Raw genomic sequence first — 12,218 nt, forward strand, 5'->3', positions numbered from 1 at the left:
GGTCAGTTCAGCTCGTCGGGGTGCGGGCCCGTGCGCAGGCCACGGTCGAGACCGGCGATCGCCGTCATCTCCCCGTCCGTCAGGGCGAAGTCGAAGACGTCGAGGTTGGCGCGGATCCGGGCCGGGGTGACCGACTTGGGGATGACGACGTTGCCGAGCTGGAGGTGCCAGCGGAGGACGACCTGGGCGGGCGACTTGCCGTGGGCGGCGGCGATCGCGGCGATCACCGGGTCGTCGAGGACCGCGCCCTGCGCCAGTGGGCTCCACGCCTCGGTCGCGATCCCGTGCTCGCCGTGGAAGGCGCGCAGCTCGGACTGCTGGAGCGCGGGGTGCAGCTCGATCTGGTTGACGACCGGGGTCAGCGTGGCGCCGTCCAGCAGCCGGCGCAGGTGCTCGGGCTGGAAGTTGGAGACACCGGCGGCGCGGATCCGCCCCTCGTCGGCGAGCCGCTCCAGGGCGCGCCAGGAGTCGCGGTAGAGGTCGCGGGCCGGGGTGGGCCAGTGGATCAGGTACAGGTCGACGTAGTCCAGGCCGAGCTCGGCGAGGCCGGCGTCGAAGGCGCGCAGGGTGGCGTCGTACCCCTGGTCGGCGTTCCACAGCTTCGTGGTGACGAACAGCTCCTCGCGGGCGATCCCGGAGGCGGCGAGGGCGCGGCCGACGCCGGCCTCGTTGCCGTAGACGGCGGCGGTGTCGATGCTGCGGTAGCCGGCTTCGAGGGCGGCGGTGACGGCGGCGGTGGTCGCGTCGTCGGGGACCTGGAAGACGCCGAAGCCGAGCTGGGGCATCTCGACGCCGTTGTTCAGGGTGACGGTCGGGACGGTGGGGGTGGTGGAAGCGGCGGGAGTGGTGGACGGTGCCATGGTGCGGTGCTCCTTCAGTGGGTGGGCGCGGGGCGCCCGGTGGTGCGGGGGGAGAGGGTGTGGTGGGCGGTCCGGGCGCCGGTGAGCCCGTCGCGGAAGACGAAGGTGTCCACGCCGTCGTTCTCGGCGATGAGGTCCGGGTCGCCGGTGGCGAAGCGCTCGCCGTGGTCGGCGAAGACCTCTTCCGGGCCGCGGCTGCGCGGGGTGGTCACGAGGGTGCTCCTGCGGGCGGTGCGGTCAGTGGTGTACGGGGGCGGGAGCGGGTGCCGTGGCACCGGCGGCGTCCTGTACGGGGGCGCGGCGCTCCAGGACGGCCGACCAGAGGGCCAGGCCGAGGGCGGCGGCGGCGAGGAGGGCGCCGACCCAGTTGGGGGCGGTGTAGCCGAGCCCGGCGCTGATGACGAGTCCGCCGAGCCAGGCGGCCAGGGCGTTGCCGAGGTTGAAGGCGCCGATGTTGACGGCGGAGGCGAGGGTGGGGGCGCCGTGGGCCTGGTCGAGGACCCGCTTCTGGAGCGGGGGGACGGTGGCGAAGCCGAGGGCGCCGACGAGGGCGATCGCGACCGCGGCGAGGACCTTGTGGTGTGCGGCGAAGGTGAAGAGGGCGAGGACGAGCGCGAGGCCGCCGAGGGTGACGTACAGCAGGGGCATGAGCGCGCGGTCGGCGTAGCGTCCGCCGAGGAGGTTGCCGAGGAACATGCCGATGCCGAAGAGGACGAGGAGCCAGGTGACGGCGCCGTCGGAGTAGCCGGCGACCTCGGTCATCATCGGCGCGATGTAGGTGATCGCGGCGAAGACGCCGCCGAAGCCGAGGACGGTCATCGCCATGGCGAGGAGCACCTGGGGATTGCGGAAGGCTCCGAGCTCGCCGCCCAGACGGGTGCCGCGGGGGCGCGGGGTGTCGGGGACGAGGCGGGCGATGCCGAGCAGGCCGAGGACGCCGAGGGCGGCGACGGCGGCGAAGGTGGTGCGCCAGCCGACGACCTGGCCGACGAAGGTGCCGAGGGGGACGCCGACGATGTTGGCGACGGTCAGGCCGGTGAACATGGTGGCGATGGCGGCGGCCTTCCTGTCGGGGGCGACGAGGCCGGCGGCGACGACGGAGCCGATGCCGAAGAAGGAGCCGTGGGCGAGGGAGGCGACGACCCGGCCCGTGAGCATCAGCCCGAAGGAGGGGGCGAGGGCGGAGACCAGGTTGCCGAGGACGAACAGGCCCATGAGGAGCATGAGCATCTTCTTGCGGCCGGCCCTGTTGCCGAGGACGGTCAGCAGTGGTGCTCCGACGACCACGCCGAGTGCGTATCCGGTGACGAGGAGGCCCGCGGTGGGGATGGAGACGCCGTAGTCGTCGGCGATCTCGGGCAGGAGCCCCATGATCACGAACTCGGTGGTGCCGATCCCGAAGGCCCCGACGGCCAGGGCGAGGAGGGCGAGAGGCGCGGCCCGCCCCTTCCCGGAATTACTTGAGCGATCCCTTTGCATGCTTCGACAATAGTTGCATGCGCGCCATATCTGCAAACGCGGGTATGCCGTGCGATCGGGGTGGGGGTGGTCGCCGGTGAGATCGGTGCGAGCGGTACGGGCGGGGCGGGCGGTACGGGTGAGGTCGAAGCGATCCTGGGCGGTCGTGGCTTCTGCGGCGACGGTGACGGCGACGGCGAGGGTGCGGTCTCGGCCTCGGCCTCGACGCCCCGCGCGGCGGTCGGCCTGCGGCCGAGATCGCACCCTTGCTCCGTCGAGCGGGCCGACGCCGCACCCCTCGGCCTCGCGGTGGGGCCTCCGGTTTCGGCCAGGTCGCGGGCGGGTCTGGGGTGCGCACGAGGAGACCGCGGCCTCTGCCATCCAGAGGCCGAGGGTGCCCGCCGCCGTCGGTTCGCCCGACACGGGGAGCCCGGGTGCGGACCTCGGCGGGCCCCGGGCCCCCTCCCTGCCTTCCCGCCCCTTCGTGCCCTCCGCCCGCGTCGACTCAGAAGCGGTCGCTGTCGTACCGGCGAAGGCGGGCGGCGAGGGCCTTCTCGGTGCTGCCGAGCGCGGCGGCGATCTCGCCGTCGGTGTGCCTGCGCGTCGCGGCCCGGGTCACGTAGGGGGCGTCGGTCTCGATGACGGCGTCGAGGGCGCCGATGATCCGCAGGGCGGTGAGCGGGTCGGTGTCCTCGGCCTCGTCCAGGCGCTCGCGTATCCGGGAGACGAGCCGCGCGACCTCCTCGGGCAGCGGGACCGCGGCCGCGCTGACCTGCCGGGTGTGGGCCGCCCAGTCCCGCTCCGGGCCGGAGGTGTCGTAGAGGAACGGCTCGCTGTCCGGCACCAGCTCCCACGCGATCGGGTACGTCGTCCCGCTCGCCCAGCCGCAGGCGCAGACGGCGCGCATCCGGTTGGCGAGCGGCCTGCGCAGGGTGCCGTCGTAGACCCACCAGCCGGTGAAGCCCGGGACGTGCCCCGAGCCGTCGAGGTCGATGTAGACGGGCCCCGGGGTCGTGCCGTCCTCCAGCAGCACCCCGACCCTGCCCACGTGTCCGTCCGCGCCGTCCGGCTCCCACATGATCCGGCCTCCCCTTCCGCGAGTTCGGTGCGGCGCGCCGCCCAGCCGGTGGCCGTCCACTCCACGGTGCCGGTCCGCCCGGGGTCGCCGCAGCCGAATTCCGCATATTCCACCGGCGAGTGACAGATTGTCCGGATCGCGACCGTCCGCCTCTCCCGCCGACTCCACCGGGTCGTCCCCCGCACCGCCGGCGGGGCACAGGGCACGAGCGGCCGCCCGGACGCGCGTTGCACGGCCGGGTGCGGGCCGCCGACACGGAACTCCGCCGGCGGCCGACCTCGGCTGCTCCCACCGACCGGTGCACCGCAGCCCCCACGAGTCGGTCACCGCCATGGCGGAGCACCGCGAGCGCGGCCGACCGAGGACGAGGGGGCGCCGGCCGGGCAGGTCGTCACCCTGGAGGCCGGGCCGGAGACCTTGGCCGCGGAGACAGGGAGCGTCGCGGCGAGACCGCGGACGGCGGACCTGAGAGGCGCGCATCCGGCACCGGGCACGGCACCGGCAGCCGACGCCGAGTGCCGTCGTCCGCATGGCCCTCTGCGCGGACTTCGAGCTCCTGGCCGGCTCCGCCGGCTGTTTCGACGCGTCGCTCACGCACTTCGGCGGATCTTTCGGTCCTGCCTTTCGGGCGTCTCGGGCGCCACCGATCCGGGCACTTCGGTCGCGGGAGTCGCCGAGGCACCCTCCGAGCCGTAGCCGGGTGTCGAGGGCCGGCGGACCGTCAGGACCACGGAGTGCTCCTCCGCGTACCAGGAGTGGTCGACGCCCCGGCCCCAGAGGACGTAGTCGCCCTGCCGGGCGAGCACGACGCTGCGGCCGGGGAGCTCCACCCGGAAGCGTCCGCTGACGAGGACCAGCAGGGCGGTGCGCCGCTCGTCCGTGACCCATCGGGCCCGTTCGTCGCCCGGCGGGTGGACGCCCCACTTGATCTCCACGGCCTCGCTGTGCCGGGGGTCGGAGGCGTCCTTGAAGTGTCCCAGCAGCCAGCCCCGGTCCAGGGCCGCGTCGGTGCCCGCGTTGCCCACGTACACGCCGTCGTCCATGGCACCGGAAGGTAGCAGCCGTCCGCGCCGGCGCGGACGGCTGCGGCCGTCGCCCCGGGGTCGCCATGGCACCGCGCGCCACATTGCGGTCCGCGGAAGTGGTGGGACGACATGTGGGCGGGGATCGCCCGCGCTCTTCAGGATGTCGGCATCCCGACCCCCCGTCCTGGAGAAGCGTATGAAGATCAGACAGTTCGTCGTGGCCGTCGCGGCGGCCCTCGGCCTCGCCGCGACGACGGTCGGCGGCGCGACGGCCGCCGTCCCGCCGCCGACCGCGGGCTCGCTCCAGCGGTACGACATCAGCGCGACCTACGTGAGCGGGCTGTCGTCCGGCGGCTTCATGGCCAACCAGATGCACGTCGCGTACTCCGACGTGTTCCAGGGCGCGGGCATCTTCTCGGCCGGCGCGTACGACTGTGCCCAGAACAACCTCAACACGGCCCTGTACGCCTGCATGGACACCTTCCAGGCGCGCAAGTCCCCCGCCCAGCTGGTGCAGTTGACCAAGGACCGGGCGGCGGGCGGGAAGCTCGACCCCGTCGCCAACCTCTCCGGCGACAAGGTCTGGCTCTTCCACGGCACCAACGACACCACCGTCAAGCAGCCGGTCAACGACGACCTCGCCACCTACTACCGCGGCCTCGGAGCCGACGTCGTCTACAACAGCACCTCGGCCTCCGGCCACGCCTGGGTCAGCCCCATCGGCCCCAACGCCTGCACCTCCACCAGCTCGCCGTACGTCAACAACTGCGGCGGCGACCCCGTGAAGGAGATGCTGACCCACCTGCTGGGCGGCGTGAGGCCCGCGAGCTCGTCGGCGCTCACCGGCACCCTCGTCCGCTTCGGACAGGGCGCGTACGCCCCCGGCGGCAGCGCCTCCGCGATCAGCATGGGCGACGAGGGCTTCGCCTACGTGCCGCGGTCCTGCCGGGACGGCGCCTCGTGCCGGCTGATGGTCACCCTCCACGGCTGCTACCAGTACTACGGCCTGGTCGGCAACGCCCTCATGGACAAGGCCTACCTCAACGAGTACGCCGACACGAACGACCTGATCGTCCTCTACCCGCAGGCCACCACCATGACCGGCAACCCGCGCGGCTGCTGGGACTGGTGGGGCTACAAGTCGGCCGACTACGCCCAGAAGAGCGGCCCGCAGATGACGGCCGTGATGAACATGGCCAAGGCGCTCGGCGCCGGCGCGACCGGCACGCCGGGCACCCCCGCCCTGCCCGCCCCCACCGGCCTCGCCGGCACGGCCGGCGCGACCACCGTCTCGCTGTCCTGGAACGCCGTCCCGGGCGCGGCCTCCTACGAGGTCTACCGCGACGGCGCCGAGGTCGGCACCGCTCCGGCCGGCGCCACCGGCTACACGGACACGGGCCTCACCGCCGGCACGAGCCACGGCTACGCGGTCGCGGCCGTCGACGCCTCCGGAACGGTCGGCGCCCGGAGCGCACCCGTCACCGTGACCACCACCGGGTCCGCCCCGGTCTGCGTGACGGCCAGCAACTACGCCCACACCGTCGCCGGCCGGGCCCACCAGACCGGCGGCTACACCTACGCCAACGGCTCGGAGCAGTACCTCGGCCTCTGGAACGTACTGGCGACCAGCACCCTCAAGGAGACGTCCCCGGGGTACTGGGTCACGTGCTGAGCGGGTGGCGGTCGATCCACTCCCGGGCCGACGCGAGCTCCGGCCCGGCCGGGGCGGGACGCAGCCGGTCCGGGTGGCGGAGCAGGTAGTGGTCGCGGGCGGTGGCGAGGCCGACGGCGCGGGCCTCGGGGGAGAGGCCGGGATGCTCGGCCACCGCCCGGGCCCGCTGCCACCAGTCACGGCCCCGGAGGTTCACGGTGTAGTGCCACAGGGGCTGTTCGGGGAAGGCGAGGCCCAGCAGCACCTGCCGCAGGTGGTGCTCGTTCACACCGGTGCCGGTCCCGTCACCGAGCAGCCGGTCGGCCACGAGGAGCGGAGGGGTGCCGTCGAGCCGGGCCCTGGCCAGCACCCACGTCATCAGCACGCCCACGTCGGCGCCGCGGGCGGTGGCGAGCCGCCACAGCTCGTCGGCCTTGGTCTCGTCGGGCGCGCCCAGGAGGGTCAGGGGCCGCAGTTCGTCCTTCCAGACGGGCCGAGGCCCGTCCCACCAGGCGACGAGCCTGTCCGCGGCGGGGTGTCCCAGGTCGAGGGCGAGACAGGTGAGGGTGACGAGCGGGTGGCGCCACTCGGTGTACGTGGTGCGGTACTTCTTGGTGAGGTCCTTCAGCCGGCGCGGCAGCAGAGCGTCGACCTCCGCCGCACCGGCGAGGCCGTGGGCGTGGAGCAGTTCGAGGCAGAAGCCGAGCCCCTGGAGCCCGGTGCCGGGGTCGGCCACCCGCTCGCGCAGCCGGCGCACGTCGGCGTCGGTGAGCGTCCGGTAGCGGTACCAGGTGTCGCGCAGCGCGGTCTCGGGGGCGGTGAGGTCGGGGCCGCTGCCGGCCGACAGCTCGTCCCGGACGGCCTCGTACCGCCGGACCGCGGCCGCCGCCCCCTCCCCGTCGGCCGGACCGGGACCGCGGGCCGGACCGGGAGCGGCGTCCGGGGCGGCGGGGAGCGGCGCGCCCTCGGTGCGGAGCGCTTCCTCGCGTACGTGTTCCACCTGGTCGCGCGCCGCCTCGGCGGCGAGTACGCGCAGGGGGCGCGGCAGCCGCTCGTCTGTGGCGAAGCGGACCGCCGCGAGGGCCGCGTGGGACCGGCCCGCCGCGTACCCCGCGCCCGTCTCCCGGCGCCAGTCGGACGTGACCGCGCCGATCAGCGCCGTGTAGAGCCCGCGCAGCGCGGACTCCGGCGCGTCGTGGGCGGCGAGGTCCGCCGCGAGCGCGACCACCGCCCGGACCGCGTCCGGTTCGCGGAGCGACCGGTGCAGCGCCAGCCAGGCCGGCACCGCGGTCCGCTCGCCCGCCCGGGAGTGCTCCCGGGCGACGGCCAGGCCCCGTTCGGACGGCACCCGGGGGAGGATCCGGGCGGCCTCCGGCCCGAGGGCCGCGACGACCTCCCAGACCTCCCGGTGCTCGTGGCGCAGCAGGGCGTGCAGCAGCTCCCGCCACCCCGTCCACTTCTCCGGCCGCCCGGGGTACGCCTCCCGCCAGGCGTGCAGCAGCCGGTCGGTCTCGTCCGGCGTGAGCCCGTCCCGGCGCTCCAGCGCGACCGCGCACCGGGTCGCGGCCGTCAGCTCCAGGGGGCCGGCCAGCCGTGCGTGGAGCCACGCCGCCTCGGCCGGCGACAACGGCCGGTACCGGAGGAACGGGCCGCCGCGGTCCAGCGGCTCGGCGAGCGCGTCGAGGAACTGCCGGACGCCGTCGCGGTCCGCGGGATCGGGCAGGCCGGCGCCGTCCCGCCGCGTGATCCGGTCCAGCCGGAAGGCGCCGCCGGGACCGGCGTCGACGACGCGGAAGCCGTCCGGCCCCCCGCCGAGTCCCGCGCGGACGACAGCGTGCTCCCCGCCCCAGTGCAGCAGCAGTTCGCCCGTGAGGGCGCCGGAGCGGTCGAAGGCCCGCCCGTGGGACTGCCAGTGCCAGTACGCGAAGGAGACGGGACCGGTCAGCCCCTGCCGCCCGGCCAGCTCGGCGGCGTCCTCGTGGCCGTCGGACTGGGTGTACCGGCTCCGCCCCGGCGGCGGGAGCACCAGGAACCCGTCGCCTCCGAGCCCCCGCCACCAGGCCTTGACCAGGGAGAGGTCCGATGCCTTCCGCCGGGCACGGGGGCGGGCGGACGGAGCCGCCGGGGAGGAAGCGGCGGAAGGGACGGTCTCGTTCACGGGGCGCTTTCCGGGGGGCGGGGGCGGGCGGTGGTGACGGGGCGGGGCGACGGCGTCGGGCCCGCGCGTCAGGAGCGGGTGGCGGTCGCGCAGTCTCCGTCCGCGGACGCCGTCGTGTCGCCCGGGCCGATCGGTCCGGTGCGATCGTACGGATCGACCTGGTGGGACGGGTCGGCGGCTCCCTCGTCGGCCGTGCCGAAGGGCGGTACGAAGTAGCCGGTGGGCGCCGAGCAGCCGCCGTTCGTCAGGTCGAGCGCGTACGAGACGAGGGACATGGTGCCGGGCCTGGTGACGACCTTCGAGGGGTCGTCCCAGCTCATGACGACCTCGCGGCGCACGATCGTACGGACCACCTCGGCGTCGCTCCCGCCGTCACCCGCGGCCGGCGTCACCGGGTAGACGAAGGTGACGTCGGCGGTCACCTCGACCGCTCCCCGCCTGCCCTCCCGGTACGTGAGCCGGCCGCGCGTCCTGACGGTGTCGCCGACGAGCCGGGCGTGGTCCGGGCGGAAGCGGCTGAACAGGAGCAGCGGATCGGTCTCGGCGGTGGGCGTCGCCGACGACAGGGAGGCGCGGAGGTACTCCTGGACGTCCTTCTGCTCCGGGTTGAGCAGGGCGATCGCCTCGGTCGGCCGCTCGCCGCGCAGGACCCGGGGGTCGAGCCCCGACGCCACCATGAAGTCACGGCTGCGGATCAGGGCGCGTTCGACCTGGGCCGCGTCCATCCAGCCCGTCGCCCGGGCCGCCGGCACCGAGATCCCGGCGGCACCGTCGGCCCAGCGGGCCGCCGGCGAGCCGCGGAAGGGCTCGGCGATCGTGGCGCCCGGGCCGGGCTCGGCGCCGGGCGCCTCCTCCGGGCGCGCCGTCTCCGGCGCCGCCGCGGCCGGACTCGCACCGCCGTCGCCACCGCCGAACCAGTCCACGACCCGGTGCGGGAAGAGCGCCAGGACCAGGACCGCCGCGGAGGCCGCGAACCCCGTGACGTACCAGCCCGTCCGCCGGCGCCGGGGCCGGGCCGGCGCGTACGTCCGCCAGCCCTCCGGCGGTCCGGAGCGCTCCCGCAGGCGTCGCTCCGCCTCGCGGGCGCGTGCCGACGGCTCCACGGGCGCGCCGGGCGCACCCGCCTCCGACTCGCGCAGGAACCGCTCCCACTCCTCGTCGGGCACGGACTCCCCGCCCCGGTCCCCCACCCCGTTCACACCGCTCTCCGTTCCCCGCCGCCCGGCGTCCTTCGAACGCCGGTTCGCCCGGCGCCGATCGGCATGATCGCATGACCGGAGGACAGGGCCTGCCGGGACGCGGTCCGGTGCCTCTTCCGGAGCGGACGGGCCGGTCGGGCGGACGGAGCCGTCTGCTCCGGAAGAGCGGACGGAGCGTCAGAGCTCCGACACGCGCGTGGTGTCCACCATGCGGGCCAGCTTGTGCCGGGCGCGGGTCGCGTGCGCCCGGGGCACGCGGATCTCGGCGCGCGCCCGCGCGGAACCCGTGACCGCGTACGCCAGGGCCAGCACGGGCGTGCCGACGAGGGCGGCGGCGATCCGGCCGAGGGCGCCGGGGGTGTCCTTGAGGGAGACGACCATCGTGCACGTCTCGGTGGCGCCGGAGGCCTCGGCGCTGTCGGTGGCGGTGCGGGTGTCGGGTGCGGTGCGGAGCAAGGTGTCGTGTGCCATGGGGTGTTCCTGTCCAGGTCTGCCGGGCCGGGTGGGCCTGCGGGTCAGGGGGGGCGGAAAAGGAAAAGACCCCTCGTGGGACACGAGAGGTCTGCGTGCGGGCGGTGGGGTCGCCTGGGAGGGATCACCCCCGGGTCACTCCGGTGCCGGCACGCGGGCGCTGATAATGAGACGCCGCTGCATGCCCGGATCGTCCCACGGCGGGGGTGCGGCACCAAGGCCGTCTCACGGAGCGGACGGCGGTGGCGTCGGCACCCCGCGAGAGCGGTGGCGTCAGCGGCCCGCGAGGACGCCCAGGAGACGGGCCACCTCGTCCGCGACGGTGGCGCGGGCCGGCCCGAGGTACTTCCGGGGGTCCACGACGTCGGGGTGGGCGCCGAGATGGGCGCGGACGACGCGGGTGAAGGCCTTGTTGAGGTGGGTGGACACGTTCACCTTGGTCATGCCGGAGGCGACCGCCTCCGCGAGGCCCGCGTCGCCGACCCCCGAGGAGCCGTGCAGGACCAGCGGGGTGGCGACCGCCGCCCGCAGCCGGGCTATGAGGGCGAAGTCCAGGACGGCGTCGCGGGTCAGCATGGCGTGGGAGCTGCCCACCGCGACGGCCAGCGCGTCCACACCCGTCGCGGCGACGAACGCGGCCGCCTCGTCCGGGTCCGTACGCACCCCGGGGGCGTGGGCGCCGTCCTTGCCGCCGACCTCGCCCAGCTCCGCCTCGACCCACACCCCCGCGCGGTGGCAGCGGGCGGTGATCTCGTGCGTCGCCGCCACGTTCTCGGCGTAGGGCAGCTTCGACGCGTCGAACATCACCGAGGTGATGCCCAGGTCGACGGCCTCGTGGACGAGGTCGGCCGACTCCGCGTGGTCGAGGTGGACCGAGACCGGGACGGCGGCGCCGTCGGCCAGGGCGAGCGACGCCAGGGCGATCGGCGCGAGCGAGCCGTGGTACCGGACGGTGTTCTCGCTGATCTGGAGGATGACCGGCAGCCCGGCCCGCTCCGCTCCCGCGACGATCGCCTCGGCGTGCTCGATCTGGACGACGTTGAACGCTCCGACGCCGGTGGTGCCCGCGTACGCGGCGGCGACGATCTCGTGGGTGACGGACAGGGGCATGGGTCTCTCTCCAGGGAGGCGGCGTCCGTGCGGACGCCGGGGAACGGGGTGGTCCGGCGGGTCGCGGGGCGGGTGTCCCGACGGGGGGCCGAGCCGGGGTCCGACGGGCGTCCCGGCAGAGGGTCCGGCCGGCGCCCCGGTGTCCGGACCGACGCGTGGCCCGACGCATGGGGCGACGGGTGGGGCGACAGGTGGTCCGGCGGGGTGCGGGGAGGGTGGCGGGGCGGGTCACTCCGGGCGCGGTCCGAGGACCACGGAACGCGTCAGGTTGCGGGGCCGGTCGGGGTCGTAGCCGCGCGCCTCGGCGATCCGCACGGCCAGCCGCTGCGCCAGGATCAGGTCCGCCAGCGGGTCGAGGCCGCCGGGGCCGTCGCCGGACCCCGCGACCAGCGAGCCGCCGACCCGGGCCACGTCCTCGCCGAGCCCCTCGGGGGGCGGGCCGAACACCCAGGCCACCCGGCCGGGGCCGGTGATGCTGATCGGACCGTGCCGGTACTCCATCGCCGGGTACGCCTCCGTCCACGCCCCGGCCGCCTCGCGCATCTTCAGTCCGGCCTCCAGCGCCAGGCCGTAGCGCCAGCCGGTGCCCAGGAAGGTGAACTGTTCGGCCGCGCACACCGTCGCGTCCAGCTCCCGGGTCACCGCCTCCCGGGCGTCGGCGATCGCCCGGTCGAGCGGGCGCACACCCGCCGGGAGCGCGTCCTCGGCCTCCAGGTGGGCGCGGAGCAGGGCGAGCACGGTCGTGGCGAACCGGGTCTGCACCACCGACTCCTCGTCGGCGAAGTCGAGGACGGCGACGGCGTCGGCCGCCGCCATGACCGGGGTCGCCGGGTCGGCGGTGAGGGCGCCGGAGGGCGTGTTCCCCCCGAGCCGTTCCAGCAGGTCGAGGACCTCGGTCGTGGTGCCGGACCGGGTGATCGCGAGCACCCGGTCGTACCGGCGGCCGTGCGGGAACTCCGACGCGGCGAACGCGTCCGTCTCGCCGTGGCCGCCGGCCTCGCGCAGCGCGGCGTAGGCGAGGGCCATGAACCAGGAGGTGCCGCAGCCCACGACGGCCACGCGCTCGCCGCGGCGGGGCAGCGCCGGGGCGTGGCGGTCGAGCGACTCCTCGGCCCGCAGCCAGGTGTCCGGCTGCGAGGCGATCTCACGCGCGGTGCGGGACGACGCCGTGGTGGTCATGGGACGACTCCTCAAGGACGGGTCAGGGC

11 protein-coding genes are annotated in these 12,218 nt (G+C 75.3%); 1 reads left to right on the forward strand and 10 read right to left on the reverse strand.

What is annotated here, in order from left to right; genetic code table 11:
- Positions 1–2 precede the first annotated feature (2 nt).
- From IE287_RS17160 to IE287_RS17180, 5 genes are all read right to left on the reverse strand, one after another.
- The gene (locus tag IE287_RS17160) at positions 3–860 is read right to left on the reverse strand and encodes an aldo/keto reductase (RefSeq protein WP_189849923.1); all 858 of its coding nucleotides are present in this window, start codon (positions 858–860) and stop codon (positions 3–5) included.
- Positions 861–874: 14 nt separating this feature from the next.
- Positions 875–1,072 carry a hypothetical protein gene (locus tag IE287_RS17165; RefSeq protein WP_189849924.1) on the reverse strand — a complete coding sequence of 66 codons (198 nt, stop codon included), beginning with the start codon at positions 1,070–1,072 and terminating at the stop codon, positions 875–877.
- A 25-nt stretch (positions 1,073–1,097) separates the two neighbouring features.
- Positions 1,098–2,339 (reverse strand): MFS transporter, encoded by a 1,242-nt coding sequence (locus IE287_RS17170; protein WP_189849925.1) that lies wholly within the window; start codon positions 2,337–2,339, stop codon positions 1,098–1,100.
- A 484-nt stretch (positions 2,340–2,823) separates the two neighbouring features.
- Positions 2,824–3,396: a hypothetical protein gene (locus IE287_RS17175; protein WP_189849926.1), complete on the reverse strand. Its 573-nt coding sequence runs from the start codon at positions 3,394–3,396 to the stop codon at positions 2,824–2,826.
- A 590-nt stretch (positions 3,397–3,986) separates the two neighbouring features.
- Positions 3,987–4,439: a cupin domain-containing protein gene (locus IE287_RS17180; protein ID WP_229883534.1), complete on the reverse strand. Its 453-nt coding sequence runs from the start codon at positions 4,437–4,439 to the stop codon at positions 3,987–3,989.
- A 178-nt stretch (positions 4,440–4,617) separates the two neighbouring features.
- Between IE287_RS17180 and IE287_RS17185 the strand changes: the two genes are divergently transcribed.
- Complete coding sequence (locus IE287_RS17185) at positions 4,618–6,093, forward strand: extracellular catalytic domain type 2 short-chain-length polyhydroxyalkanoate depolymerase (protein ID WP_189849927.1); 1,476 nt, start codon at positions 4,618–4,620, stop codon at positions 6,091–6,093.
- Here IE287_RS17185 and IE287_RS17190 read toward each other — a convergent pair.
- From IE287_RS17190 to IE287_RS17210, 5 genes are all read right to left on the reverse strand, one after another.
- Positions 6,083–8,230: a hypothetical protein gene (locus IE287_RS17190; protein WP_189849928.1), complete on the reverse strand. Its 2,148-nt coding sequence runs from the start codon at positions 8,228–8,230 to the stop codon at positions 6,083–6,085. The genes IE287_RS17185 and IE287_RS17190 overlap by 11 nt on opposite strands.
- Positions 8,231–8,298: 68 nt before the next feature.
- Positions 8,299–9,429 (reverse strand): hypothetical protein, encoded by a 1,131-nt coding sequence (locus IE287_RS17195; RefSeq protein ID WP_373307858.1) that lies wholly within the window; start codon positions 9,427–9,429, stop codon positions 8,299–8,301.
- 177 nt (positions 9,430–9,606) lie between these two features.
- Positions 9,607–9,900 (reverse strand): hypothetical protein, encoded by a 294-nt coding sequence (locus tag IE287_RS17200; RefSeq protein WP_189849929.1) that lies wholly within the window; start codon positions 9,898–9,900, stop codon positions 9,607–9,609.
- Positions 9,901–10,173: 273 nt separating this feature from the next.
- Complete coding sequence (locus IE287_RS17205) at positions 10,174–11,010, reverse strand: class II fructose-bisphosphate aldolase (RefSeq protein WP_189849930.1); 837 nt, start codon at positions 11,008–11,010, stop codon at positions 10,174–10,176.
- Positions 11,011–11,238: 228 nt separating this feature from the next.
- Positions 11,239–12,189, reverse strand: coding sequence for an SIS domain-containing protein (locus IE287_RS17210; protein WP_189849931.1), 951 nt, complete (start codon positions 12,187–12,189; stop codon positions 11,239–11,241).
- Positions 12,190–12,218 lie beyond the last annotated feature (29 nt).

The organism is Streptomyces omiyaensis (assembly GCF_014650895.1).
Taxonomy (GTDB): Bacteria; Actinomycetota; Actinomycetes; order Streptomycetales; family Streptomycetaceae; genus Streptomyces; species Streptomyces omiyaensis.

Coding starts and splice junctions, on each gene's coding strand:
- IE287_RS17175 (WP_189849926.1), bottom strand. CDS start 3,396: ATGTGGGAGCCGGACGGCGCGGACGGACACGTGGGCAGGGTCGGGGTG.
- IE287_RS17170 (WP_189849925.1), bottom strand. CDS start 2,339: ATGCAAAGGGATCGCTCAAGTAATTCCGGGAAGGGGCGGGCCGCGCCT.
- IE287_RS17185 (WP_189849927.1), top strand. CDS start 4,618: ATGAAGATCAGACAGTTCGTCGTGGCCGTCGCGGCGGCCCTCGGCCTC.
- IE287_RS17205 (WP_189849930.1), bottom strand. CDS start 11,010: ATGCCCCTGTCCGTCACCCACGAGATCGTCGCCGCCGCGTACGCGGGC.
- IE287_RS17160 (WP_189849923.1), bottom strand. CDS start 860: ATGGCACCGTCCACCACTCCCGCCGCTTCCACCACCCCCACCGTCCCG.
- IE287_RS17210 (WP_189849931.1), bottom strand. CDS start 12,189: ATGACCACCACGGCGTCGTCCCGCACCGCGCGTGAGATCGCCTCGCAG.
- IE287_RS17200 (WP_189849929.1), bottom strand. CDS start 9,900: ATGGCACACGACACCTTGCTCCGCACCGCACCCGACACCCGCACCGCC.
- IE287_RS17180 (WP_229883534.1), bottom strand. CDS start 4,439: ATGGACGACGGCGTGTACGTGGGCAACGCGGGCACCGACGCGGCCCTG.